This is a genomic window from Streptomyces sp. CNZ287 (genome assembly GCF_007827615.1).
In genome coordinates this window covers 131,620-156,981 of the sequence record NZ_VISV01000018.1, presented here as the reverse complement: position 1 = coordinate 156,981, position 25,362 = coordinate 131,620, and the positions used below count along the sequence as shown (strand labels likewise).

Below are 25,362 nucleotides of genomic sequence, written 5' to 3'. Positions count from 1 at the left end.
CCTCTCAGGAGCGGCGGGGCGCGAACTCCGTCGTGGCGAACGTCACCGCGTCGCGGTCCGTCGCGCCCTCGGTGATCCACCAGTACGCGGGCTTCTCCCCGTACAGCGCGAAGAGCGGGTCGGGCGCCCAGTTGAGGATCAGCTCGTCCCGGCCGTCTCCGTCGAAGTCGGCGGCGCCGACCGGCCGGGCGTTGCGGTCCTCCGCCTTCGTCCGCTCGCCGTCCGCGGTCCGGGCCGGACCCTCGCGCAGCACGGGCGTGCGCGCGTCGCCGTCGAGGAGCACGGCGCCGTCGTACGTCGCGACGAGCAGCGCGTCGCGGCCGTCGCCGTCCGGGTCGGCGGCGGCGAAGCCGCCGGGGCCGTAGTACGAGTCCTCGCCGGCCGGCGGCTCGGGCAGGTCGAGGACGACGGGCTCGTCGCCGCTGCCGGGGTAGAGGGTGGCCCTGCCGTCGACCTCCGGCGCCTCCGTCTCGTAGCCGGGCTCGTTGTTGCGGCCGCCGTCGTCGCCCACCGCGACGTCGCGCTCTCCGTCGCCGTCGAAGTCCCCGAAGGCGTGGCCGCTGCCGGCGGTCAGCTCGCGGACCTCGCCGGTCAGCCCGGTGCCGGGGCGCGCCGGGTAGAGCGTGTTCGGGTCCTGCCCGCCGTCGCCGAGCCCCTGCCGCAGCAGCGCGGTCGCGCGCGGCTCGCCGGTGGGGTCGATCCCGTCGGCGGAGAGTGTGCCCTCCTCGTACGGCAGGCTCGTGTCGATGCGCGCGGGCTCGCCCGCCCGGCTGAACGGCCCGTACACCACCACCAGTCTCGCCGCACCCGGGGTGGCCCGCTCCGGCACCGCCAGATCGTGGTGGCCGTCGGCGTCGAAGTCCCCGCGCACCAGCGAGCCCGGCTCCACGCCGGCCACGCCCGGCAGCCGCAGCGGAACCGCCTCGGGCTTCGCGGCGGGCTGTTCCGGGCCGCCGAAGCTCACGTACGGCGCCGCCGGCTCCCCCCTCGGGTCCTGCCGCTCGGCGGTCTCGGTGGAGGGCGTCGTCACGAAGTCGGGGAAGCCGTCGTCGTCCAGGTCGGCGGTGGTCACGTCGGCCGCGCGGAGGCCGTCCGGCCCGGGGAAGCCGGCGGGCAGGGCGGGCAGGCCGAGGTCGCGGCGTCCGTAGACCGTACGGGTCGCCGGGTCCAGGCCGTCCGCCGAGCCGTAGACGACGGCGACGCGCTCCTCTGCGGTCTGCCGGTCGTCGCCGGGGAAGACCGGTACGAGGAGGTCGCGGTGCCCGTCGCCGTTGATGTCGTCGGGGTCCTGCGAGCCGTCGCCGGGCGCCGGGGCCCGGCTCGCGGCCGGGGGCGCGGGCACGCCGGGCTCCGGCGCGCCGTCCGCCGTGGGGGACGGCCCGCCGCCCGCGCCGTCCTCACCGCAGGCGGTGAGGACGAGCAGGGGGCACAGGACGAGCGCGGGGAGCGTGGCACGACGGGTCATGCGCGCCACTGTCGCAGCGCGCGAACGGCGGCCGGCCCGCCGAACGGGCGATCGTTGCACGTTCGTTGGCATCCGCCGCCCGCGTACGGGAGGCTCCGTCAGCGCGGCAGCACGGCCTCGACGGCCGCGATCAGCGCGGCGTCGTCCGGCGTGGTCTGCGGGCGGAACCGGGCGACCGGCCTGCCCTCCGGGTCGAGCAGGAACTTCTCGAAGTTCCACTGGACATCGCCCGCCGTGCCGTCCGCGTCCGGCGTCTGCACCAGCTCCCGGTAGAGGGGGTGCCGGTCCGGGCCGTTCACCTCGATCTTCTCGAACACCGGGAACGTCACGCCGTACGTCGCCGAACAGAACGTCGCGATCTCCTCGGCCGTGCCCGGCTCCTGACCGCCGAACTGATTGCACGGGAACCCGGCGACCGCGAACCCGCGGGCCGCGTACTGCGTGTGCAGCTTCTCCAGGCCCGCGTACTGGGGCGTGAGACCGCACTTCGACGCCACGTTGACGGCGAGCACCGCGGTGCCCCGGAATCGCCCCAGCGAGGCGGGTTCGCCGGCCAGGGTGCGCAGCTCGACGTCGTAGACGCTCATGGGCAAGCAGGTCCTCTCCGCGTGCGGTCATCGCCTCGGGTACGGCCTCACCCGCACCCGCCGCAAGTCTGCCATCTGCGGATGAACGGAAGGGCACCCGGTGGGCCTACGCTTCGGCTGGTCGGCACGGCACGCACACGGCGTACGGCATGGGCACGGCGGTCCCGGCGCGGAGGGGAGGGGCGCGTTGGCGGAGCTGGAACACGGGGACCCGCGTGAGATCGGCGGGTACCGCGTGCTGAAGCGGCTCGGCGCCGGAGGGATGGGCGTCGTCTATCTCGGCCGCTCGCCCGCCGGGACGCTCGTCGCGGTCAAGGTCGTACGCCCCCGGCTGGTCGTCGACGGCCGCTACCGCGCCCGCTTCCGCCGCGAGGTCGCCGCCGCCCGCAGGGTCACGGGCGCGTACACCGCGCCGCTCGTCGGCGCCGACCCGGACGCGGACCCGCCGTGGCTGGCGACCGCCTATCTGCCGGGGCTCTCGCTGGACGAGGCCGTCGGGACCTTCGGCGCGCTGCCCGCCCCCGTGGTGCGGCTGCTCGCCGCGGCGCTCGCGGAGGCGCTGGCCGGGATCCACGGCGCCGGGCTCGTGCACCGCGACTTCAAGCCCGGCAACATCATGCTCACGCCCGGCGGCCCGCGCGTCATCGACTTCGGCATCGCCCGCCCCGAGGACTCCGCGACCCTCACCCAGGACGGCGCGCTGATCGGCACGCCCGGGTTCATGTCGCCGGAGCAGGCCGCCGGCGGCCGGGCCGGGCCGCCCGCCGACGTGTTCGCCCTCGGCTCGGTGCTCGCATACGCGACGACGGGCAGGGCTCCGTTCGACGCGGGCAACCGGATCGACACGCTGCGGCGCATCCAGCGCGGGCAGGCCGACCTCGCGGGCGTGCAGGACCGCAGGCTGCGGAGCGTCGTCGCGGCCTGCCTGCGCGCGGAGCCGCGCCGCAGACCGGCCGCGGCGGCGCTGCTCGACCTGCTGGGGGAGCCCGCGGAGAGCGTGCACGGCACGCGCTGGCTGCCAGCCGCGCTCGCCGAGGAGATCGACGCCCCCAGCGCCCGCGCGCCGTGGCCGGGAGGAGGCGCGGCCGGGTCGGTACGGCCCGGGGAGGCGACCGCGGACCCGTTCGCCGGGACGGCCGCGACCGGCACGGGAGAAGCGGGGGAGGCGGGGGAGGAAGGCGAAGCCCGCGGCGCGCTGCGGCCCCGCCGCCGCGCCCTGCTCGTCGCGCTGACCGCCGCGGGGGTCGCCGGAGCGGGGGCCCTCACCCGCCCGCTGCTGGACGCGTTCGACGACTCCCCGCCTGCGGGAGGCCACCGCCCGCGCACGGACTCCGGTGCCCGGGCCGCGCCGCCCGCCGAGGCGGCGGAGGTCTGGCGGGTACGGGCCCGCTACCGCGGTGAGAGCCTCACCGGGCTCCACGCCGCCGGCGGCGTGGTGTTCGCCCACGGCGGCGAGAAGGGCGGCGTGCAGGCCCTCGATCCCCGTACCGGCGACGAGTCGTGGCACCGTCGCTGGGGCTCCGGCGGCGACGGCGAGTTCACCACCGGCGCCGGCGCCGCCTACCTCGTCGGTCCGCGGGGGGCCGGGACCCAGCGCGTCCTGGCCCTCGCCCCCGCCTCGGGCGGCGAACGCTGGACGTATGCGGAGGAGTTCGGCATCTTCCACGCCGTGGCCGCCGCCGACGGCCTCACCTACGTCGCCACCGGGGGCATCGTCGCGCTGGACAGCCGCAGCGGCGACGAGCGCTGGTCCGACGGGACCACCGCCTTCTCCTTCACCACCGGCTCCGGGTTCGTGGTCGCCGACGACGGTGAGGAGGTCCACGCGCTCGACGCCGCCGGCGGCGGGAAGCGCTGGAGCCACCCGGCCGAGAACTCCACCGCCGTGCTCGCCGCGGACGGCCTCGTCTTCGTCTGCGACGCCTACCTCCGCCTCGTCGCCCTCGCCGCGGCGGACGGAGCCGTCGCCTGGGAGAAGGAACTCGTGTACCCCAGCACCGTCCACGCCGCCGGCGACGGCATCCTCTACCTCACCGAGGACCGCCGCTTCCACGCGTGCCACGCGGACACCGGGGAGGCCGGCTGGTCGTTGCCGGGGGTGGAGTTCGCCGGCCTCGCCGGCGGTGCCGTGCACGTCTGGGGGAGCGTTGCGGAAGACGGCACCACGGGCGGGCGTCCGCGGCTGTACGCTCTGGACCCGTCCGGCGGAGACGTCCTGTGGACGTACGGCGGCGCCGAGTACGTCCACGTCGTCGCCGCCGGCCCGGCCGGGCTGGTCTTCGCCGGTCTCCCCGACGGGTACGTACAGGCACTCAGACCCCCCACCGCACGCCGGCCGAACGGAGGCACGAGTGGAGCCCCTTGAGCCCGACGACCCCCGCTCCCTGGGTGGGCACCGCATCCTGGCGCGGCTGGGCACCGGCGCCACGGCCGTCGTCTACCTCGGCCGCTCCCGCGGCGGGCGGCTGGTCGCCGTGAAGGTCGTGCACGCCGAACGGGCCGGACGCCCCGAGGCGCGGGACCACTTCGTCCGGGAGGTCGCGGCCACCACCGCCGCGGGCGGCGTGCACAGCCCGCCGGTCGTCGCCGCCGACCCCGGCGGCCGGGTGCCGTGGATGGCGACGGAGTTCGTGCCGTCCGTATCGCTGCACGAGGCGGTGGAGCGGTTCGGGCCGCTGCCCGCCCACTCGGTACGCCGGCTGGCCGCCGGGCTCGCGGAGGCGCTGGCCGCGGTGCACCGCGCCGGAGTCGTCCACCGCGACGTCAAGCCCGCCAACGTGCTGCTCACCGCCGACGGGCCCAAGCTCGTCGACTTCGGCATCGCCGCCGCGGCGCAGCCCGCGGAGCTCGCCGGCACCCCCGGCTTCATGTCGCCCGAGCAGGTCGCGGGGGCCGTGGCCGGACCGGCCACCGACGTGTACTCGCTCGGCTCCACTCTCGCCTACGCCTACGCCCGCGGCGACACCGACACCGACACCGACACCGCCGACCCGCCCGGCCCCGGGGACGACGCCGCCCTGCGCGAACTGATCGCCGACTGCCGCCGCCTGGAGCCGGCGGAACGCCCCACGCCCGCCGCGCTCGGCGACCGCCTCGCGGCGGCCGCGGACCCCGGTGCCCCGCCGCCCGGCGCCGCCTGGCTGCCCGCGCCGGTCCTCGCGGCGATCGACGCGCACGCCGGCGAGGCCGCCAACCCGCCGCTGGCACCGACCGGGTCCCCGCGCCGCCGCCTGCTCCTCGGCGGTGCAGCGGCCCTCGCGGCCGGTGCCGGGGCCGTCGCCCTGCTCAGCCTCCGCGAGGACGGCCCGGAGCCGGGGGCGCGGGACAACGCCCGCCCGGCGGCGGAGAACTCCGCCCCGCCCGCACGGAAACCCGAACCCGCGCCGCCGCCGCCCGAGCCGGTGCCGGTCGAGATCGCCCTCACCGGCGACGGGCCCGTCGAGGAGATGACGTACGCCGTCAACCGCGAGCCCGTCACGCTCAAGGACGTCGCGCTGCCCTGGCGCAAGACCGTCGAGGTCCCCCGGGAGAAGGGCAAGGCCGCCTGGAGCATCGACCTGTCCCACTACGGCGAGGTCGCCTACGAGATCCACGTCGACGGCGTCAGGAGGATGTCCCAGCGCTCGCCGGACCCCGGCCTCCCCGCCGCCATGCGCGGTCCCGGCCCGTACAGCCTCCAGGCCGGCGGCGAAACCGCCTGGAGCGCCCCGCCCGCCGACTCGAACGCCTAGTCTCCCGGGCTCGGGACCCCTCCGGGGCGGGCATGGTTACGGTGAGGCGCAGTCACCCGGAGAAGGGGGTACCCGTCATGGCGAGCAAGATCATTCTGCTGCCGAAGGAAGTCGGCAGCCTCAGCCGCGGGCTGCCGCCCGCCGACGTGCCGCCGCAGCCGGAGACGCTGTTCGTGCTCGGTGCGAACGGCGGGATGAGCGTGGCGCCCGACGCGGACTTCACGGTGGTGTTCGGGCGCAACGAGCCTGAGGTGCACGTCTGCGTCGGCGGCGGGGACCAGCACGTCAGCCGCCGGCAGGGGATCCTGACCCGCCAGTACGCGCGCTGGGTCCTCACCAACACCGGGAAGCGCCCCATCCGTTTCCCCGACTCCCGGCTGGTGCACCGCGGCGACCAGGCGTTCCTGCCCGCCGGCTACACCCCGCTGTTCGTCGTCTCACCCCGCCAGGACCACCTGCTGGAGGTACGGATCTCCGCGGCCAGGCCCGGCGGCGGGGCGGGGGGGACGACCGTGCAGGAGGAGTCGACCCTGAGCGACGAGCGCGAACTCGAGGACGACGAGCGGCTCGTGATCGTCTGCCTCGCCCAGCGCTATCTCCAGGGCGACCCGCAGCCCCAGCCGCTGACCTGGGCCCAGGTCGCGGACGAGCTGAAGCGGCGCGAACCGCACCGCAACTGGACGGAGAAGACGACCGCGCACATCGTCTCGGGCGTGCGGCGGAAGCTCAGCCGCAAGGGGGTGCAGGGGCTGCTGGCGAAGGAGGTGCCGCCGCCGGTGGGCAACGCGCTCAACCACAACCTCATCACGGACCTGCTGGAGACCGCGACGATCAAGAAGGAAGACCTGTCGCTGCTGGGGCCGTGAACCCGCGGGGCCGGCGGGCGGGTCAGGGGGCGCCGGGGTCGAAGGGGATGCCCGCGGGCAGGGCCTTCTCCAGGTGGGAGACGAAGGAGGAGTCCTTGAGGCCGAAGTTGGCGCTGCCGAAGTCCGTCGTGGAGAGCTTGTCGCGCAGCCCCGCGGGATAGCCGTTCCAGCCCACCAGATCGGGGAACTGCCAGCCGCCGTGGTGGTTCTCCGGCGGTTCGTCGTTGCCGGTGGCGGGGCGGAAGGCGTGGGTGCCGACGCCGTCCTTGTGGTAGACGACCTTGGGGTGGGTGCCGTCCCACCGGATCTGGTCGCGCGGGTAGGTGTCGAAGTCGCCGTGCGCGGAGGTCGAGACGTACTGCGCCTGGTCGTCCCGGATCCACAGTACGACGTGCTCCCAGTCGTGCCGGTGCCCGAAGAGACCGGTGCCGGGCAGGGCCTGGTCCTTCTCGAAGTACAGGCCGTAGACGACGGCGCACCAGCCGTTGTTGCACTTCGCGCGCGAGTAACCGTTGGTGTTGTCCAGGTCCGCGGCGTCGCGGCAGCCGCCGTCGAGCGCGCCGCCCGGCTCCAGCCCCGGGTTGACCGTGCCGTCGGGGCCGATGGCCGGGGTGGGATAGCAGCCGTCGGTGTCGTAGTCGTACGCGGGCTGGAAGGTCTGCTCCAGGCCGTCCGCGTTGGCCGGCAGCGCCTGCGGCGGTGCGGCGGCCGCCGCGGAGGCGGCGTGCGGTAAGGCGACGACGAGCGCGAACGCGCCGCCCAGGACGGCGGATACGCGGCGGATCCGGCTGCTCGACCTCATGCGGCCTCCCCAGGCGGCTTCGTGGAGCCCCGACGACCGTCACATCCTCCGGCCGCGGTCACCGGCCGGGCAACGGCACAAAGCCGCCCATGGGTGACATGTGACGCGGCGACCGGGCGAAGAGCCGGTGGCCGCGCGGTGGCGCCGCGCCGTCGCTTCGGTGCGCGCGGGCCGGCCGGTCGGCCGGGTCAGCCGGTCAGCGGGATGAGGCCCGCCGGCGTCGGCTCGAAGCCGCAGCCTTCGACGTAGAACGGGCGCAACTCGTCGTCGAAGTCGACGTGCAGCCACTCGCACCCGGCCGCGCGGGCACCGGCCACCGCCGCCGCGACCAGGGCGACGCCGATGCCCTCGCGCCGCCGCGCCGCGGGCACGACGGTGTCCAGGACGAAGGCGTGCACGCCGCCGTCCCAGGCGACGTTGACGAAGCCGACGAGCGCGCCGCCGTCCCGGGCGCACACCCAGCCGAGGCTGTGCCGGTCCAGTTGCGCGCGCCAGTCGGTGTCCAGGACCCGGTGGTGGAACCCCTCGGCGTGCAGGACGTTGACGTCGGCGTTGTCGAACTCGCCGCGCCACTCGTACGTGATCGTCATGGGCCGAGCGTACGGCCGCGGGGGCGAAGCCGGGGGAGCGGCAACTACTCCAGGACGGCGGGGGTCTCGCGGCGCGAGGTGATCCCCGGCTTGGCGAAGATGTGCTCCACGTGCGCGTCCGCGGTCCGCTTGGAGATCACCAGTCGCTCCGCGGCCTCCCGGTTGGACAGCCCCTGCGCGACCAGCGCGGCCACCTCGCGCTCCCGCCGCGTCAGGGCGGGCGCCGCGCTCCTGCCGTCCGCCTCCGGAAGCGCCGTCGCCGCGGGGGCCGCGGCCCCGCCGGGCGGCTCGTCCGCGTCGGTGCGCACCGCCGCGAGGACCGCCGCCCCCGGCATCCGCGCCCCGTCGTCGGCCGGCTCGACGGCATGCCGCTGGTGCTGGAGCTGGCCGCGGTGCGGCTGCGGGCGGTGCCGCTCGCGGAGCTGGCCGACCGGCGCGACCGCCGCTTCGAGGTGCTGACCGGCGGCCGGCGCACCGCCCACATCCGGCACCAGACGCTCCGTACCGCCATCGGCTGGTCCCACGAGATGTGCAAGCGCGAGCAACTGCTCGCGGTTGGCGTCGGTGACCGCGAAGCCCGGCGCCACGGACGCAGCGCGCTGCACGAACAGCTCCAGCGAGTCGGCGGGGCCCAGCGGCGCTGTCGTCAGGCAGCGCTCGCCCGGCACGTCGAGCGGCTGCCGGCTGGTGGCCAGCACGCTGACGCCGGGGGCCTCGCGCAGCAGCACGTCGGAGAGCATCGCGCAGGCGTCCAGCAGATGCTCGCAGGTGTCGAGGACGATCAGCAGCCGCCGCTCGCGCAGATGCGCCACCATCGCGTCCAGCGTGCCCATGCCCGGCTGCTCCGGCAGCTCCAGCACCGCGGCGAGCGAGGTGAGCAGCAGCTCGGGATCGCGCAGCCCCGACAGCTCCGCCAGCCACACGCCGTCGGGGAAGCGGGAGTGAGCCCGGCGGCGGCGCGCATCGCCGTCCGGCTCTTGCCGACCCCGCCGGGGCCGGCCAGCGTGACGAGCCGCGACCGCGCCAACTCGGCGCGGATCAGGGCGATCTCCTCCGTCCTGCCGACGAAGCCGGTGAGCTCCACCGGGAGTTCGCCGCCGCGCCGCTGGCCGAAGCCGAATCCCATGGCACCCCCGGGGCGGTCCGTCCACGTCGGTCGCGATCCCACCACAGCGTACGCAGATCACCGCCGAGCGTGCAGGCCGTACGGCAGCCCTCACCCGTTCGGGACGAAGGCGCTGCCGGAAGCTGGCAGAGGAGCCGGTGCGGGGCCGGGGGAGGGGGCCGGGGAGCGCGGGTCGTAGGCTGCACGGGTGAATGGGAAGCTGTGGCAGATCGAGCCGTCCGGACCGCTCCGCGGTGACGTCACCGTGCGCGGGGCGAAGAACGCGGTGAGCAAGCACATGGTGGCCGCGATGCTCGGTTCCGGGCCGAGCACCATACGCAACGCGCCCGACGTCGGCGAGGTCGGTATCACCGCCCGGATGCTGGAGCACGTGGGCATGAAGGTCGAGCGCACCGACGGCGAGGTCACCGTCGTGCCGGCGCCGGTGGCGGACCCGAGCGTCGACAAGGCGTTCACCGGGCTCAACCGGATCCCGATCCTGCTGCTCGGACCGCTGCTGCACCTGACCGGCGAGGCGTTCGTGCCGATGGTCGGCGGCGATCCCATCGGCCGCCGTCCGGTCGACTTCCACCTCGACGCGCTGCGCCGCTTCGGCGCCGAGGTGGAGCTGGCCGAGGACGGCATCCACGCCCGCGCCGCCCGGCTGCGCGGCACCCGCATCGACCTGCCGTACCCCAGCGTCGGCGCCACCGAGACGGTGCTGCTGACCGCCGTACGGGCCGAGGGCCGCACCGTCATCCGCAACGCCGCGACCGAGCCGGAGATCGTCGAGCTGGCGCTGTTCCTGCAGCGCATGGGCGCGCGGATCTCCCTCTACCCGGACCGCCGCATCGTCGTCGAGGGCGTCGACGCGCTCGGCGGCGCCACCACCCGGCTCGGCGGCGACCGGATCGAGGCGTTCTCCTACCTGGTCGCCGGGCTGGTCACCGGGGGAGAGGTGCGGGTGCACGGCTGCCCGCAGGACCGGCTGGTGACGCCGATCACCACGCTGGCGCGGATGGGCGCCCGGTTCGAGATCACCGACGAGTGGATCACGGCCTCGGCCCCGCGGACGCTGCGTGCCGCGGCCGTGCAGACCGACACCCACCCGGGCTTCGCCACCGACTGGCAGACGCCGCTGATGGTGCTCTTCACGCAGGCCGAGGGGATGTCGGTGCTGCACGAGACGGTGTACGAGAACCGGCTGGCGTACGTCTCCGCACTGCAGGGCATGGGCGCCGAGATCGAGGTGTACGACACCTGCCTGGGCGGCCCCGCCTGCCGCTACCACGACACGGGCGCGCTGCACTCCGCCGTCGTGCGTGGCGTCAGCGGCCTGCGCGGCGGTGACGTCACGATGCCCGACATCCGCGCCGGGTTCTCCGCCGTGCTGGCCGCGGCGGTCGCCACCGGCGGCTCGACGCTGCGCGGGGTGCACCACATCGAGCGCGGCTACCACCGGCCCGTCGAGCAGTTCCGCGCGCTCGGCCTGGAGCTGCGCAGCGTCGAGGTGTAGCGGCGGCGAGGAGCAGGGGCGTCCGCGGGAGGCGGCGCGCGGGGGATGCCCGCTCCCGGCGTAGGGAAACCCGCGGCTCGCGGGGCCGGGCGGGAGCGTGTTCGGGGACGGGATCCGGGAGGGGACTGACGTGGAGTGGTGGTGGGTGGCGGCCGCCGTGCTGCTGGGCGGGGCCGGGGTGGTGGCCGCGGGCTTCCGGCAGGCCGCCGACTCGCCGCGGCGGCTGTCGGGGCGCTCGCAGCGCGCGGCGCGCGGCCTTTCCGTGGTGCTGATCGGCGTCGCGGTGTTCTTCGGGCTGCTGGTGGCGGTGGGCAAGTTCCTCCTCACGACGGGGAACGGCGGGCTCTGAGCGCCGCCAGCATCCGCTGCTGGTGCCGGTGGCCGACCGTCTCGTAGCCGACGACGGTGACGCACGGGGCGAATATCACGACGAGCAGGCACACCGCGACCGGTGTCCCGGTGAGGGAGAGCAGCACGGCCGCGCCCAGCACGGCGAGCGTGAGCGAGATCAGCAGCGCGTGGAAGCGGTCCCTGGCGGACAGCAGCAGGGTGTGCAGCGCGTAGACGACGAGCAGGAACAGGCCGACGGGCAGCGCGACGGAGAGCACCACGGCCGTCTCGCCGATCGCGGCGTGGTGCTCCAGGTACAGCCCGGCCACGTGCAGCCCGGCGCCGGCGCCCGCGATGCCGGCGAAGACGGGGATGTGCCCGTACCCGAAGAGGTACCCGCGGGCGCGCCGGTGCACCAGGATGTCGCCGAAGGGCGTGGTGAAGTACACCCACCACATGCCGAAGGTGAGCCCGGCGCCGGCGACGACGACGGCCACGGCGTTCGCGGTCCACTCGGTGCCGTCCGGACCGCCGAGGAGGCCGCCGGAGGAGGCGACGGTGCCGACGACGCCCTCGCCGAGGGTGATGATGGCGAAGAGGCTGTAGCGCTCGGCGACGTGGTGCGGGTGCCACGGCGTCCCGCCCGCACCGCCCTGGGTGAACACCGGCAGCAGCAGCTCCAGCGGGGTGACGGCCCGGCCGTGCTCCCCGGGGTCGCGGCCCGTCATCGGTACCCGGCCGTGTGCCATCCGCCCGCCGCCCGCGGCGGCTGCGGAGTCGGTCATGGCGCGACGATGCCCCATGGGAAGGCGCTCGCCGCGGGGACTCGCGCGGGGTGCCGTGGGGGCGTACGCCCGCTGCCGTACGGACCGCGCGGCGCACCCGGAGCCCGCGGCGAACCCGTCCCGCGGGCAACGCGACACTCCGCGGGCACCATTGACACCGCCCCGAGCCCCGCTAGCCTCGATTCACGACCGCACGTGACAACGATGTCAGGCGCGTCGGGGGGCGCGTCCAACCGCGAAGGGGCAGCATCGATGGGCACCGCCGCACACCACCGCACCCCTCTCTCCCGCCGCCGGCTGCTGGCAGCCGCCGCCGCGACGTCCGCCGCAGGCGCCGGCGCCCTGGCGCAGGCCGCGCCCGCGCGGGCCCTGCCGGGACCCGCCGCGCACCCCGCGGCCGCCGTGCGCGTACCCGCGGGGCCGCAGGCCGCGCGCGAGATCCGCGCCGAGTTCCTGCACGCCTGGAACGGCTACCGCGCCGCCGCCTGGGGCCACGACGAGGTACGGCCCGTCTCCGGCACCTGGAACGAGTTCTTCGCCGCGGGCCACCCCGTGGGCCTGTCCGTGATCGAGGCGCTGGACACCCTGTACGTGATGGAGCTGGACGACGACCTGACGGAGGCCGCCGACTGGCTGGAGCAGAACCTCGACTTCGACATCGACGCCGACTTCCACGTCTTCGAGGCCATCATCCGCGTCGTCGGCGGGCTGCTCGCCGGCCATCTCGTCACCGGCCGGCGGTCGCTGCTCGACCTCTGCGTCGACTTCACCGACCGGCTGCTGCCGGCGTTCACCAAGTCGCCCACCGGCATGCCGTACACCCGCGCCAACCTGCGCACCGGCGAGGTGCACGGCACCACCCCGCCGCTCGCCGAGATCGGCACGAACATCCTGGAGTTCGGGATGCTCTCGAAGCTCACGGGCGACGGCAAGTACTACGAGGCGGCCAAGCGCGCCTACCGCGCCGTGCTGGACCGGCGCTCCTCGCTCGACCTCCTCGGCACCCGGCTCGACGTCGAGACCGGCCGCTGGACCGACCCGACCGACCAGGGCCCCAACCCGCCCGTCGACTCCTTCTACGAGTACCTCTGGGGCGCCTGGGAGCTGTTCGGGGACCGGGACTGCCTGCGCTGGTGGCGGCTGCTCAACGGCGCCATGACCGAGCACCTGGTGGAGGAGTGGGACGGCCATGTCTGGTACCGCCAGGTCGACTTCGCCACCGGCGAGACCAGCGGGCGCCGCCAGTCCGAGCTGGCGTCGTTCTGGGGCGGCCTGGTCGCCAAGGGCGGCGACCGGAGCCTGGGCGAGCGCTACCACCGCTCGTGGGAGTCGGTCCTGCAGCGCTGGCCCGTGCTGCCCGAGGAGATCGACTACGGCACCATGACCCCGACCTCGCGCGGCAACCAGTTCCGGCCCGAGTACGTCAACGGCGCCTTCGACCTGTACTGGCTGACGAAGGACGACTTCTACCGCCGCACCGCGTGGCAGTACTTCGAGGGTATGAAGGCCACGCCCGGGTCCCCGGCGGCTACACGATCCTGGAGGACGTGACGACCTCCCCGATGCGCCAGGGCGACCTGTTCCCCGCCTACGCCTTCGCGGAGAACTTCAAGTACCTGTACCTGATGTTCGCGCGCACCCGCCGCTTCGACGGCAGCGACTACGTGCTGTCGACCGAGGGCAAGATCCTGCGCGGCCTGCCCCGCCGCCTCTGAGAGCCGCCGGGGCCCGCCCTCCCGCGGACGGGCCCCGGCGCACCCGGCGGGGCGTCAGGCGGCGTAGCCCTTCGGCGGGACGAGCGTGGCGAGCTGGTCGAAGGAGAGCCAGTAGATCTGGTTGCCGCCGAAGGACGCCGGGTCGGCGATGAGGACGGTGCGCTGGGCGTCGTCGTAGCCGATCACCGTGAAGTAGTGGTAGATCGTCTGGTCCGGCGGGTAGCCGGGCGGCTGGTTGCCGGGCGGGGCGACGATGTTCGCGACGACGGGGTAGCCGTTGTCGACGTCGAGCACGACGTCCCGCCACAGCAGGTCGCGCTGGGCCTGCGTGGGCGGGTCGTTCGGCATCTCCTTGGTCTCGTACCAGCCGGTGCCGAGGTTGGCGTTGAGCACGCCCGTGACCTGGCCGATGTGGTCGGTCCCGGCCTCGGTGGTGCCGAGCTGGGCCGCCAGCGCGCCCTGGCTGGGCGGGGCCATGCGCGCCGACAGCGCGATACGGGTGGCGGCCGGGCCGCACCAGTAGCCGGTCTCCTGGACCTGGTAGTCGACGTCCAGCGTACGGGCGGCCGCGGTCCTTTCGCCGTCGACGTGCAGCCGGGTGCCGGGGCGGTTCTGCCCGCTGACGACGGCGGTGCCCGAGGCGGTGCCGTGCTCCAGCACGGACGCCACGGTGGGGCCGGGGCCCGGTGCGGCGGTGGCCGGGGCGGCGAGCACGGCGCAGGCGGCGGTGGCCGCGAGCGCGGTGGCGATGGCGGTCGGGACGAGGCGGGAGCGCGGAGCGTGCGGAGTGCGGTGCTGACGCATCGGGTCTCCTGGAGTGGGGGGTCGTGGGGGTGTCGGGGGGGTCGGGGCGTACGGGCGCGGACGTGGCCGTACCGGATCCGGCCGCTACGCCTTGCGCAGCCGGGCGATGATGCCGTCGAGGTCCTGGCGGAAGATCTCCGGGCGGAAGACGTGCCCGCCGGGCTCCTCGCGCCACTCGTGCGGGATGCCGGCGCCGGCCAGGGCGCCGCGGAACTCCCGCTGGCCGGCCAGGACCTGGGTCTCGTTGGCGGTGTCGAACCAGTTCACCGGGTCGGGGCTGGTGCCCGCGACCAGGAACACCCGCTTGTTGCGGTAGCTGCCGAGACGCTCCATCGGGTTGTCGGCGCTCACCCGCGCCTCGTTCCACAGCGGCGCGCCGTAGACCGTGCCGCCCGCCAGTTCCACGGCGGCCGACGACACGTTCGCCCAGTGCACCACGAGCCCGGCGTCCCGGCGCAGGCTCGCGGGACCCGAGTGGGAGCTGACCGAGGCGAAGTGCCCGTAGTACTTGGCCGCGTACTTCAGGGCGCCGAAGCCGCCCATCGAGAACCCGCCGACCGCGCGCCCGTCGTACTCCGCGTACGTGCGGAAGTTGGCGTCGATCCACGGCAGCAACTGGGCGATGTGGAACGTCTCCCAGTTCCGCGGCCCGGCGTTGGACGAGACGGGGTTGGAGTACCAGCCGGCGTGGCCGCCGTCCGGCATCACGACGATGACGCGCCTGCCGGCGGTCAGCGCCCGGATGCCGAGCCGGTCGAACTGGATGAAGTCCGCGTCGGTGCCGCCGCCGTGCAGCAGGTAGAGCACCGGGTAGCGGAGCCCGCTGTCGTGGTAGCCGTCGGGGAGCAGGACGTTGACGCCCGGGTCCCAGCCGATCGCGTCGGTCGCGAAGCGGTAGTACCACATGCGCGGGTCGGACTCGTTGCGGTCGGTGATCCGCAGGCCGAAGCCGTCGTTCGCGGCGCCGGCGGGCGCCGCCGCGCCGAGGACGCCGGCGCCGCCGGCGGCCACCGCCGCCGTGAGGCCGCCCGCGGCCCTGAGCACGCGCCGGCGGGTGGGACGGGTTTCGCTCACCATGACCTCCTGGGCCGTGTCGGTTCGTGGCGCCGGGCAGGGGCCCGCCGGTCCCGGCCCGTGCGCTCCCGTGTCAGGCCAGGGATCGTAGGCGGCGGCCCGGGGCGCGGCGGGCGGGGCATTTCCGGCTCGGTCGAAAAGCCCACGGCGCGCCGGGCGTTCGGGGCCCTAGCGTGACGGCATGGCCGGCACGCTCCGCATCCACTTCGGCGACCGGGACTTCCGGCACGTGCAGTTGACCGGGAGCGCCGACCCCATGTGGGAGGCGATCCTCGGGCTGCACGTGCTCAGCACGCCCCCGGCCCGGCTGCCCGCCCGGCTGCGGCCGTGGCGGCGGCGCGCGGCGGCGCGGCTGCACGGCGGCGAACTGCGCGCCGCCTGCCGGCTGCTGCGCGACCTGGCGCCCGCCGACGCCGCGTACTTCCCCGACTTCCTCACCCCGGTCGAGTCCGAGGAGGGCCTGTCCGCGGCGCTGGAGACGCTGCTCGCCACGCCCGGCCGGCGGCTCGCCCGCGAGCTGCGCGAAGCCGCCAGGCACCGGCCGCTGCCCGCGTGGACCCGGCGGCTCGCGGCGGGGGACCGGGTGCAGCTCGGCCGGGTCGCGGACGCCGTACGGCAGTTCCACGCGCGGCTCATCGTGCCGGAGTGGAGCGAGGTGGAGGCCACCATCGCCGCGGACCGCGAGTGGCGGATGGCCGCGCTCGACGGCGGGATGCCCGCGGTGCTGGGCACGCTGCGGCCGTTCCGGTGGCGCGGCGGGGTGCTGACGGCGCCGTACCCGGTCGACTACGATCTGCGGCTGCGCGGCCGGGGCGTCCGGCTCATCCCCTCCTTCTTCTGCCACACCGCGCCGATCGCGATCGCCGACCCCAGCCTGCCGCCGGTGGTGGTCTATCCGGTACGCCGCCAGCCGGCGGGACCGGTACCCGGGCGGCCGCCGCCCGCGCTCGCCGCGCTGCTCGGCACGGCCCGCGCCCGGGTGCTCGACGCGCTGGCCGCCACCGCCACCACCGGGTCGGTCGCCGCCCGCCTCGGCATACCGGCGTCGACCGTCAGCGGCCATCTGACGGTGCTGCGCGGCGCCGGGCTGGTGCGCAGCGAGCGCGCGGGCGCGCACGTCGTGCACCGGCTGACGGGCCGCGGCCGGCACCTCCTCGGCCGCTGACTCCTCCAGCCGGGTTACCCGGGTCCGTCGAGGAAGTGGAAGCCGGGGTGCGGGTGCATGAGGAAGCCGTGGTGCGAGATGTTCCAGGCGTACGCGCCCGCCAGCGAGAACACCACCAGGTCCCCGGCGCGCAGCCCCGCCGCCGGGACGCCCCGCGCCAGCACGTCCTTCGGCGTGCACAACTGCCCGGCGACCGTGACCTCCGCCCCGCGCGCCGCCGGCCGCGGCCAGGGATGCGGCCACGGGCGGGGCGAGGAGTGGACGGTGCAGGGCTGGTCGTGGCCCTTCGCCGCGGGGGTGCGCAGATGGTGGGTGCCGCCGCGGACCACGGCGAACTCCTCGCCGTGGCTGCGCTTGACGTCCAGCACCTCGGTCACATACCAGCCGCAGTACGCGGTGAGCGCCCGCCCCGGCTCGACGCGCAGCGTCAGCCCAGGGTGCGCCGCGACCAGCGCCGCGAGGCCGTCGCCGTACGCGCGCCAGTCGAACCGGCCCCCGGGATCGGCGTAGTCGACGGCCATGCCGCCGCCCACGTTGACCTCCAGCCCCTGCGCGCCGAGCCCGGCCCGCCCGGCGAGCCTCAGCGCCCCGGCCACCACCGAGCGCGCCACGCCGAGCAGCCGCGGCGCGTCCAGCCCGCTGGCCAGGTGCGCGTGCACGCCGCGCAGTCGCAGCCCCGGGTACGCGCCCCCGGCGAGCAGCCGCGCGGCCTCCTCGGCGTCGGCGGGATCCAGGCCGAAGGGGGAGGGCCGGCCTCCCATGGCCAGCGCGCTGCCCGCCAGCGAGCCGTCGGCGACGGGCAGGTTGACGCGCAGCAGGACGTCCGTGCCCGCGTCCGGCGGGGCGTCCGCGGTCAGCGTGCCCAGCACGCGCAGCTCGTGCAGGCTCTCGACGTGCACGCGGTGCACCCCCGCCGCACGGGCGGCGGCCAGCTCGCCGGGCGTCTTGCCGGGCGCGCCGAAGGCGAGGCGGCGGCCGGGCACGGCGGCGACGTGGGCGAGTTCGCCGCCGGAGGAGACCTCGTAGCCGTCGACGTACGGCGCGAGGGCGGCCAGGACCGCCGGTTCCGGGTTGGCCTTGGCGGCGTAGTACAGCTCGACGGACGCCGGGAGGGCGGCGCGTACGGCGGCCGCGTGGGCGCGCAGGGCCGCCAGGTCGTAGAGGTACGCGGGCAGCTCCCCGGGCGCCAGGGCGCCGAGGCGGGCCAGCACGGCGGGCGTCGGGGCGGTCAACGGTGGCTCCGGCGGGGGGAGTCGGGGGAGGGGGCGGAGAGCGGGTTCGGCAGGTGGACGTAGCCCGCCTCGCGGTCCGCGCGGCGGCCCCAGCGGGTCAGCAGGTTGGCCTTGGCGGGCAGCGGCGCCCCGCCGAGCAGGGCGCGCAGCCGGGGCGGGTCGCCGAGGTCGCGGGCGCAGTCCAGCAGCACGGCGCGGACCCGTGCCCACAGCGCGGCCTCGGCCCGCGGGTGCAGGTCGGCGAGCGCGGCGAGCATGTCGGCGACGTGGTTGACCAGCAGGCAGTACACCACCCGGTGCCAGCCGCGGCTCGCGTCGTACGTGATCGGCCCCGCCACCTCCGCGGGCAGGGCGGCGAGCGCGCCGGAGTGCCGGCCGGGCAGCAGCTTGGTGCCCTCCAGATCGCGGAAGACCACCTGCGCCGGCATCCCCTCGCCGTCGACGCACAGCAGCACGTTCTGCAGGTGCGGCTCCAGCACCACGCCGTGGTCGAAGTAGGCGGCGAGGACGGGCGGGACGAGCAGTTCCAGGTACACGGACCACCAGTCGAGGGCGGTCTGCGGGGCGGCGGTGGGCGGCAGCCGGGAGAGGTGCGCGGGGCCCGTCGGGTACTCGTCGGCGACGGCGGCGGCGAGCAGCGGGGTGACGCCGGGGCGCAGCACGCCCGACAGCCCGTCGCGCACGATCACCCCGAAGCCTTCGAGCAGCGCCGGGTCCGGCGCGCCGCCGGGTCCCGGCAGCGCCAGGCCGCGATAGGCCGGCTCGCGGAGCAGGGCGGCGGCGGGGTGGCGGGCGGCGAGGGCGTCGAGCACGGGGTGCAGGAGCCGGGTCAGGGCGACCGCGCCGGACAACTCGTAACGGGAGTTCTTGCGTACGCAGTTGGTGATGCGCACGTTGAGGCTGAACTTCAGGAAGCCGTCGCCGGTGTGCAGGGTGCGCACGGACGCGGTCGGCGTGCACGGCGGGGCGCCGGTGCCGAGGTCCAGCACGTCGCCGCGGTCGAGGGCGGCGCGCAGCGCCGGGTGGCCGGCGAGGAGTTCGTGCTGCCAGGGGTGGACGGGCAGCAGCCGGTAGCCGTCGGGGACCGGGCGGAGCCGGTCGAGCGGGGCGGCGGCGCCCGGCCGCGCGGTCTCCTCGGCGGTCAGGTGGGCCCGTACCGCGAGGTGGCGCAGCGGGAAGGCGGCGCCCGCCTCGGGGGCGTACGCGGACCAGGCGGCGGTGCCGCCGTCGCGGGCCTTGGGCGTGGGGTGGAAGCGGTGACCGAGCGGAAGCGACTGCTCGGAGTCCAGATACGCGGCGAGCGGCCCGGCGCCGGCCGCGGGCGCCCGCCGTTCGCGTACGGCCGCCAGCGCGTCGGCCGTGCCGCGGTGGCTGGCGGCGACCTGCTCCAGGAACTCGTCGTTGCGCACGCCCGTACGCGCCGACAGCTCGTCCTGCACCAGCTCCGCCAGCCGCCGCCAGCCGGCCTCCGCCCAGTCGCCGTCGCGCCACTCGGCGGCCGGACCGCGGAAGCGGTGCGCGCCCAGCAGCGAGGTGCGGCGCACCGCCACCCGCAGCAGCACGCCCCGGCGGGGCAGCCGCAGCAGCAGCCGGCCGCCGCCGACGGTGGCCTGCCGCCCGGGTCCGCAGACCTCGCGCAGCAGGCAGTTGAGCAGGGTGTGCGCCACGGCCTCGTCGGCGGTCGGCAGGCCGGCGGGGGAGGCCGACGCGGGCGATGTGGCGGGTGAGGCGGTACGGGGCATCAACGGTTCCAGCCGGTGGACGGGTACGGGACGGTGCCGGGCCGCGGCCCGGGGGCGGCGGCGCGGAGGTAGTTCGGTCCTGTGGTGTAGTGCTTGTTGATGTCGGCCGCGCCCGAGCGCTCCTTGGACATGAGCGTCCCGGAGGTGACCATCGCCTTCACCGGCAGGTGCCCGGCGGTCAGCACGTGCGCGCGCAGCACGGCGCCCGGCTCGCCGGGTCCGGTGCCGAGCCGGGCCACGGCCCCGGCGAGGCGGTCGCGTACGAGGGCGAGCAGCGCCGCGAGCGGGGCGCGGCCGTGCCGGGCGAGGCCGAACGCGTAGGCACCGGCGCACAGATGGACGGTGATCGTGGCGAAGACGTCGGCCACGGGAGCGTCGCCGTCGCAGAGCGTGCGGGGGTCGGCGAAGTCGCCGGGGCCCGGCGCGTCGGGCCCGAGGGCGGCGCGCAGCCGGGCGTGGTGGATGCGCGGGCCGTCGTCGTCCTTGAACAGCAGCCGTACGCGCGGGCGTCCGCCGGCGGTGCGGCCGGGCTGGTCGAGGACGAGCGAGACGTTCTGCTGGTGCGACTCCAGCGCGACGCCGTAGCCGAAGAGCGTGGTCTGGAAGTCGAAGAGCGGGGTGAGGAGGCCGTCGAGGAGGGCGAGGGGGTCGCCGCCGTACCAGCGGTCCGCGAGGTGGTCGGCGACGAGCCCGCCGCCGGGGGCGGGGGCCAGCAGGGCGGCCAGCGGGACGACGAGGGCGCCGTCGAGCCCGGCGGGCTGGCGGCGGCAGAGCGCAGCGAGGAGATCGTGTCCCGCGTGCGCGTAGGCGGTCTCGTCGGCGTGCAGCACGGTCTCGCGGAAGCGCGGCTCGCGCCGGACGACTGCCTCCAGCAGCCGCTGGACGGTCGCCCCGTCGGCGAGGGTGGCGGGCTTGACGGTGCGCCGGTTGCGCAGGCCCAGGGTGGCGGTGGCCAGCGGCAGCTTGAGGTGCAGCCGGGGGTCGGCGGCCGAGGCGACGGTGCGCATGGAGAGGGTCGGCACCACGTCGAGGTACGGAACGGGGGCGAGCGCCGCCCGTGCGGCCAGACCGGTGGCGCGCAGCGCGCCGTCCAGCGGGCCGCCCAGGGTCAGCGGGTGGACGGGCAGGGCGAGATGGGTGCGGTCGAGCGCGGCCGGCAGGCCGAGGGTGGAGGGGGCGGGCCAGGCGGCGGGCGGGTCCGGCGCGGCGGCGGGGTCGAGGGCGCCGCGCAGGGTGAGCGCGTCGTACGGCAGGGCGAGCCAGCGCAGGGCGAAGCGGGGGTGGAACTCGGGTGCGTAGGCGCGCAGTTCCGCCTCGGTGAGGCCGGCGCGCGCTCGTGAGGCGGGGTAGACGGGGTGGTCGAGGCGGGCGGCGAGCGTGTCGTACGCGAGGGTGCCGGCGTGCCCGGTCCAGCGCGCCGGTTCTGCCCCGTACCGCGCGGTGAGCGCCGCCGCCGTCCCGTCCCGGGTGGCGGCGTGCAGCCGCGCTGCGGCCAGCGCCTGCCGGCACTCCGCGGCGAAGCCGGCGAAGCCGCCGCGGTCTTCGGGCTCCGCGCGGCCCGCCAGGGCGGCGAGGACGGCGTCGAGCCCGGTGATCTCGGCGGTCGCGGCGCCGCACTCGCGGAGCAGCAGCGGCAGGCGGGCGCCGTACGCGCCCTGGAAGCCGTCCGGCGCCACGGGCAGCAGCAGCGCGCCGGGTCCCGCGGAGTCCGCGAGCCGCAGCCAGCGCCCGTCCGCCCGGTCGTGCGCCGTCGTACGGGTGCGCAGCCCGGCGGCGTCCTCGCGCAGCAGCGCGCTCAGCACCCGCAGCGTCAGCTCCGCCTCCTCGGCGTCCACGCCTGCCCCCGAGTCCGGCGCGGCCCCGGTCACGGCGTGATCTCCCACCGCTGCGCGGCCAGGAAGTCCGCCACCGCCCGGTCCACCCGTCGCTGGTCGGTGCCGATGCCGCGGGCCACACCGAGGAAGTCGCGGTTGGTGCGGTGCAGTGCGTGCCGCTCGCCCACCGCGCGCAGCGGCCGGTACGTCAGCTCCACCCCGTCCACCACCAGGTCCGCGGGGCCCGGCGCGGCCGTCAGCGTCCCGGCGGTACGGGCGCACGGGTAGGACAGCCGGGCCCGCCCGTCGGTCCGCGCCCCGAGGTCCGCAGGCAGCGGCTCGCCCAGGTGCGTGCGGAGGATGTGTGCGAAGAGCGGGATGCCGAGCAGCCGGGCGAGCAGGAGATCGCACTGGTCGCCGATGGCGCGGTAGTTGACCTCCACGAGCCGGGCCCGGCCCCCGCTCACCACGAACTCGGTGTGGCAGGCGCCGAACCCGACGCCCAGCGCGTCGAGCTGCCCGAGCACCTGGGCCGTGACGGGACCGGGGTGCGTGGGCACGTAGGACATGTGCTCCTCGACGAAGTGCGGCGGCGGCGACAGCTCGGTGTGGAAGCCGCCGAGGAGGTGGCGCACTCGGCCGTCGCCCAGCGTCTCCAGCGTGTACAGCTCGCCGGCCAGGAACTCCTCCACCACCAGCGCCTCGCCCGGCCGCCGCGCCCGGATCTCCGCGCACCGCCGCACCAGCTCCGCCGCGTCGGCCGCCAGCACCACGTCCTCGCTGGCGACGCCCTCGCGCGGCTTGACCACGCACGGGTACGGCGCGTCCAGCGCCGCGGGGTCCGCGCCGGCCGGCAGCTCCGCCGCCCATACCGGCTCCGCACCCGCGGCGGCGAGCCGGCGGCGCATCTCGGCCTTGTCCCTGGTGGCGTGGGCTGCCCGCCAGTTCTTGGCGGGCAGCCCGAAGTAACCGGCCGCGAGCGCGGCCTGCGTCTGCAGGTGGTCGCTGTTGGTGAAGACCGCGTCCGGCCGGTGGTGGGCGGAGATGCGGCCGATCACGGCGCGGAAGTCGCGGACGTCGCAGCCGAGGGTCTCCGGCTCCGGGGCGCGCAGCCGGTGGGCGGCGGGCTGGTCGGTGAGCACGGTGACGGTGAGGCCGAGGCGGCGGGCGGCGGGGAGGAAGCCGTCCGTGACCGAGTCGGTGGGGTTGCGCGCCAGCAGATATAACCGCACGGAATCCTGACCCGACACCTTCCTGGAAGCACCCGCCACCGGCGGCAGAGGTAAGGCTTACCTTACTCTGTCGATCACCCGCCGGTGCACGGGGCGGGAAAACCCGCCGGGGGTCCGCGCCGCCCCGGCGCCGCGCGGCCGGCCTCGTCCCCGGGTGCGGACAGCAGCTGCTGTGGTGGTGCCTGCGGACCGTACGTCCGGCACGGGCCCGTGACCCGCGTCCGCTCTCGCCACCCGCCACAAGAACGCTGGCCGCACGGGGGTGCCGTCGAAACCCGTGAAACGAGTCCACGTACCGAAATGAGTTTGAGCCCGCGGCGGGGTCGGAACGACACTGCGGGAGGAGGCGTGCCGCGACACGGTTCTCCTGCTATGCCCGCACGGCCGTCGCCCCGGCGCTGACGAGTCACCTTTCGAAAGAGAGCCCCCGATGGCCACCGTCTCGCGCCGCCGGCGCCTGTCGCTGTCCCTGATGTTCCTCATACCGGGGCTGTCGCTCGCGTCCTGGGTGACGCGCACCCCGGACGTCCGCGACGAGCTGGGGGCGTCCACCGCGGAGATGGGCCTGATCCTCTTCGGTCTGTCCGTGGGCTCCACCATCGGCATCGCCGGCTCGGGGGCGTTGGTGGCCCGGATGGGCACCCGGCCGGTGATCGGCGGCGGCACGGTGCTGATCGCGCTCGGGGTCGCGGGAGTGGGGACGGGGGCGCTCACCTCGTCGGCGGCCCTCGTGACCGCCGGGCTCTTCGTGTTCGGCCTCGGCGGCGGCTCCGGCGAGGTCGCGCTCAACGTGGAGGGGGCGGAGGTCGAGCGGCTGCTCGGCAGGTCCGTGATGACGGCGCTGCACGGGTTCTTCAGCCTCGGCACCGTGCTCGGCGCGAGCCTCGGCATGCTGGCCACGGCCGCCGGCTTCCCCGTGCAGTGGCATCTGATCATCATGTCCGGCGTCGCGCTCGCCGTCTTCCTCGCCTCCTTCGGCGACATACCCGGCGGCGTCGGCAAGCCGACCGCCACCGCGGAGGCGGACGCGGCCGAGGCGAGCGAGGGCGCGGCCGGCGGCCGGCCGCTGTGGCAGGACACCCGGCTGCTGCTGATCGGCGCGGTCGTGCTGGCCATGGCGCTCGCCGAGGGCGCGGCCACCGACTGGCTGCCGCTGCTGATGGTCGACGGTCACGACCTCGACGCCGCACTGGGTTCGCTGGTGTACGTGGGCTTCGCCACCGCCATGACCGTCGGCCGCTTCTGCGGCGGCTTCTTCATCGACCGCTTCGGGCGCTATCTCGTGATCCGGACCAGCGCGATCTCGGCGGCCCTCGGGCTCGTCGTGGTGATCTTCGTCGACCATCCGGTGGCCGCCGGCGCTGCCGTGCTCTTCTGGGGGCTCGGCGCCTCACTCGGCTTCCCCGTCGCCATCTCGGCCGCCGGCGACTCCGGCCCGAACCCGACGGCCCGGGTGAGCATGGTGGCGATGATCGCGTACGCGGCCTTCCTGGTCGGCCCGCCGGGACTCGGCTTCCTGGGCGACCACTACGGGCTGCGCTCCGCGATGATCGCCGTCCTCGCGCTGGTCGCCACGGCGATCTTCCTCGCCCCCGCGGTCGGCGAGCGCCGCCCCGCGGTGGCGGACGTCAAGAACGAGCCCCGGGCCGCACCGCAGGGCGAGAAGGAACCGGCGGACGACGCCGCGTGCGCGGACCGCGACCGCTGAGACTCCGGCGCCCGGGAGGGACGTTCAGCGCGGGCCGAGCAGCCGGAGAAGCCGGCCGGCGGGCAGAGCGTACCGGGTGCGGCCCGCCGGGCCCGTCGTCGTGGTGGCGGCCAGCAGCGAGTTGAGCACCGCCTCCTCGACGGCGTCCATGACCGCCTCGAAGAGCGGGTCGAGAGCGGCGTCCGCCGGCGGCGGGCCGCCGGGCCGCACGCCGAAGGCGATCGCGTAGTCGCCGCTCCCGTGCCCGTACGCCGCGCCCGTCCTGGCCAGCGCGAAGACCGCCCGCCGCGCCACCCGGGTCAACTGCCGCGCGTCCAGCGGCGCGTCGGTGGCCGCGACGACCATGCACGAGCCGGCCCCGGGCGCGGCCCCGGGGCCGGGGACGCCGAGGTCCGCGGGGGTGACGGTACGGCCGAGGACGCGCAGCGTACCGCCGAAGTTCGCCTGGACGAGGACACCGACGCACGCGCTGTGCCCGCCGGTCTCCACCAGCCGCGACGCCGTGCCCACGCCGGCCTTGAAGCCCAGCGCCGCCACTCCCGTGCCCGCGCCCGTGCACCCCTCGGCGACCGGGCCGCCGGCCGCCGCGTCGAGCGCGGCGCGGACGTGCTCCTCCCGTACCGGCCGGGCGCGGATGTCCGACAGCACGCCGTCGTTGCACTCGCCGACGACCGGGTTGAGGCTGGTCACGTCCGCGCACGCGGGCCGCTCCAGCATCCAGCCGACGAGCGCGTCCGCCGCCCGGAACGCCGACAGCGTCGAGGTGAGCAGCACCGGCGTCTCCAGCGCGCCCAGCTCGGCGAGCTGCGTGCTGCCGATCAGCTTGCCGTACCCGTTGCCGGTGAACACCCCGGCGGGCAGCGGCGCGCCCGGGCGCACGTCGCCGGGAACGATCGCCGTGACGCCGCTGTGCAGCAGCGGGGGGTCACGCAGCGTCACGTGCCCCACGCGCACGCCCGGCACATCGGTGATCGCTCCGTACGGTCCGGCCGGGAACCGGCCCGCCACCAGCCCCAGGTCCCGGGCGCGGCGCCCGGCGGGCGCGGCGAGTTCATCCATGAAGCCGCAGGCTACGCCCCCTTCGCCGGCGGCGGTGCCG

20 protein-coding genes and 2 pseudogenes are annotated in these 25,362 nt (G+C 76.0%); 8 read left to right on the top strand and 14 right to left on the bottom strand.

Annotated features, from left to right (window positions below):
* Positions 1 to 4: 4 nt before the first annotated feature.
* Together FB457_RS27675 and FB457_RS27670 are read right to left on the bottom strand one after the other, a co-directional pair.
* Entirely contained in the window at positions 5 to 1,465 is a 1,461-nt protein-coding gene (locus FB457_RS27675; RefSeq protein ID WP_047019465.1) for a hypothetical protein, read from the bottom strand.
* A gap of 98 nt (positions 1,466 to 1,563) precedes the next feature.
* On the bottom strand, positions 1,564 to 2,052 hold the full coding sequence (locus tag FB457_RS27670; RefSeq protein WP_047019466.1) for a glutathione peroxidase: 489 nt from the start codon (positions 2,050 to 2,052) through the stop codon (positions 1,564 to 1,566).
* 187 nt (positions 2,053 to 2,239) lie between these two features.
* Here FB457_RS27670 and FB457_RS27665 point away from each other — a divergent pair, with 187 nt between their 5' ends.
* From FB457_RS27665 to FB457_RS27655, 3 genes are all read left to right on the top strand, one after another.
* Positions 2,240 to 4,417: a protein kinase domain-containing protein gene (locus FB457_RS27665; protein WP_052770576.1), complete on the top strand. Its 2,178-nt coding sequence runs from the start codon at positions 2,240 to 2,242 to the stop codon at positions 4,415 to 4,417.
* Positions 4,404 to 5,783: a serine/threonine-protein kinase gene (locus FB457_RS27660; protein WP_052770577.1), complete on the top strand. Its 1,380-nt coding sequence runs from the start codon at positions 4,404 to 4,406 to the stop codon at positions 5,781 to 5,783. Before FB457_RS27665 ends, FB457_RS27660 begins: the two co-directional genes overlap by 14 nt.
* A gap of 77 nt (positions 5,784 to 5,860) precedes the next feature.
* Positions 5,861 to 6,649 carry an FHA domain-containing protein gene (locus FB457_RS27655; protein ID WP_047019467.1) on the top strand — a complete coding sequence of 263 codons (789 nt, stop codon included), beginning with the start codon at positions 5,861 to 5,863 and terminating at the stop codon, positions 6,647 to 6,649.
* A 22-nt stretch (positions 6,650 to 6,671) separates the two neighbouring features.
* Here the strand turns inward: FB457_RS27655 and FB457_RS27650 are convergent, their stop codons facing one another.
* The 4 genes and pseudogenes from FB457_RS27650 to FB457_RS27630 all read right to left on the bottom strand — a co-directional run.
* Positions 6,672 to 7,451, bottom strand: coding sequence for an NPP1 family protein (locus tag FB457_RS27650; RefSeq protein ID WP_047019468.1), 780 nt, complete (start codon positions 7,449 to 7,451; stop codon positions 6,672 to 6,674).
* A gap of 188 nt (positions 7,452 to 7,639) precedes the next feature.
* A complete protein-coding gene (locus FB457_RS27645) occupies positions 7,640 to 8,041 on the bottom strand; it encodes a GNAT family N-acetyltransferase (protein WP_047019469.1) in 402 nt (133 codons plus the stop codon).
* A 44-nt stretch (positions 8,042 to 8,085) separates the two neighbouring features.
* A complete protein-coding gene (locus FB457_RS27640) occupies positions 8,086 to 8,376 on the bottom strand; it encodes a helix-turn-helix domain-containing protein (RefSeq protein WP_078898756.1) in 291 nt (96 codons plus the stop codon).
* 171 nt (positions 8,377 to 8,547) lie between these two features.
* Positions 8,548 to 9,167 (bottom strand): annotated as a pseudogene (locus FB457_RS27630) (ATP-binding protein); the annotation flags it as partial.
* Positions 9,168 to 9,354: 187 nt separating this feature from the next.
* Here FB457_RS27630 and murA point away from each other — a divergent pair.
* Both murA and FB457_RS27620 read left to right on the top strand, forming a co-directional pair.
* Positions 9,355 to 10,662 (top strand): UDP-N-acetylglucosamine 1-carboxyvinyltransferase, encoded by a 1,308-nt coding sequence (murA, locus tag FB457_RS27625; RefSeq protein WP_047019471.1) that lies wholly within the window; start codon positions 9,355 to 9,357, stop codon positions 10,660 to 10,662.
* A gap of 130 nt (positions 10,663 to 10,792) precedes the next feature.
* On the top strand, positions 10,793 to 11,011 hold the full coding sequence (locus FB457_RS27620; protein WP_047019472.1) for a hypothetical protein: 219 nt from the start codon (positions 10,793 to 10,795) through the stop codon (positions 11,009 to 11,011).
* Here the strand turns inward: FB457_RS27620 and FB457_RS27615 are convergent.
* Complete coding sequence (locus FB457_RS27615) at positions 10,986 to 11,777, bottom strand: low temperature requirement protein A (RefSeq protein WP_253911553.1); 792 nt, start codon at positions 11,775 to 11,777, stop codon at positions 10,986 to 10,988. The two genes, FB457_RS27620 and FB457_RS27615, sit on opposite strands and share 26 nt — an antisense overlap.
* 9 nt (positions 11,778 to 11,786) lie before the next feature.
* On the opposite strand from FB457_RS27615, the pseudogene FB457_RS27610 reads away from it, so the two are divergent.
* Positions 11,787 to 13,492 (top strand): annotated as a pseudogene (locus tag FB457_RS27610) (glycoside hydrolase family 47 protein).
* A gap of 54 nt (positions 13,493 to 13,546) precedes the next feature.
* On the opposite strand, the gene FB457_RS27605 reads toward FB457_RS27610, so the two are convergent.
* Both FB457_RS27605 and FB457_RS27600 read right to left on the bottom strand, forming a co-directional pair.
* Positions 13,547 to 14,296, bottom strand: a complete 750-nt coding sequence (locus tag FB457_RS27605) for a C39 family peptidase (RefSeq protein WP_047019474.1) — start codon at positions 14,294 to 14,296, stop codon at positions 13,547 to 13,549.
* An 84-nt stretch (positions 14,297 to 14,380) separates the two neighbouring features.
* Positions 14,381 to 15,373, bottom strand: a complete 993-nt coding sequence (locus FB457_RS27600; protein WP_047019475.1) for an alpha/beta hydrolase — start codon at positions 15,371 to 15,373, stop codon at positions 14,381 to 14,383.
* Between the two features lie 178 nt (positions 15,374 to 15,551).
* Here FB457_RS27600 and FB457_RS27595 point away from each other — a divergent pair, with 178 nt between their 5' ends.
* Positions 15,552 to 16,535 carry an ArsR/SmtB family transcription factor gene (locus FB457_RS27595; RefSeq protein WP_047019476.1) on the top strand — a complete coding sequence of 328 codons (984 nt, stop codon included), beginning with the start codon at positions 15,552 to 15,554 and terminating at the stop codon, positions 16,533 to 16,535.
* A gap of 14 nt (positions 16,536 to 16,549) precedes the next feature.
* Here the strand turns inward: FB457_RS27595 and FB457_RS27590 are convergent, their stop codons facing one another.
* From FB457_RS27590 to FB457_RS27575, 4 genes are read right to left on the bottom strand one after another with little or no spacing between them, the layout of a single operon-like run.
* Entirely contained in the window at positions 16,550 to 17,767 is a 1,218-nt protein-coding gene (locus FB457_RS27590; RefSeq protein ID WP_047019477.1) for a type III PLP-dependent enzyme domain-containing protein, read from the bottom strand.
* Positions 17,764 to 19,509 (bottom strand): IucA/IucC family protein, encoded by a 1,746-nt coding sequence (locus tag FB457_RS27585; protein WP_145783636.1) that lies wholly within the window; start codon positions 19,507 to 19,509, stop codon positions 17,764 to 17,766. The genes FB457_RS27590 and FB457_RS27585 overlap by 4 nt, the downstream gene beginning before the upstream one ends.
* On the bottom strand, positions 19,509 to 21,377 hold the full coding sequence (locus tag FB457_RS27580) for an IucA/IucC family protein (RefSeq protein WP_145783634.1): 1,869 nt from the start codon (positions 21,375 to 21,377) through the stop codon (positions 19,509 to 19,511). The genes FB457_RS27585 and FB457_RS27580 overlap by 1 nt, the downstream gene beginning before the upstream one ends.
* Positions 21,374 to 22,555: an ATP-grasp domain-containing protein gene (locus tag FB457_RS27575; RefSeq protein WP_145783652.1), complete on the bottom strand. Its 1,182-nt coding sequence runs from the start codon at positions 22,553 to 22,555 to the stop codon at positions 21,374 to 21,376. Before FB457_RS27575 ends, FB457_RS27580 begins: the two co-directional genes overlap by 4 nt.
* 430 nt (positions 22,556 to 22,985) lie before the next feature.
* Here FB457_RS27575 and FB457_RS27570 point away from each other — a divergent pair, with 430 nt between their 5' ends.
* Entirely contained in the window at positions 22,986 to 24,263 is a 1,278-nt protein-coding gene (locus FB457_RS27570) for an MFS transporter (protein ID WP_486589148.1), read from the top strand.
* Between the two features lie 24 nt (positions 24,264 to 24,287).
* Here FB457_RS27570 and FB457_RS27565 read toward each other — a convergent pair whose 3' ends face one another.
* On the bottom strand, positions 24,288 to 25,322 hold the full coding sequence (locus tag FB457_RS27565; protein ID WP_145783632.1) for a P1 family peptidase: 1,035 nt from the start codon (positions 25,320 to 25,322) through the stop codon (positions 24,288 to 24,290).
* Positions 25,323 to 25,362: the final 40 nt, after the last annotated feature.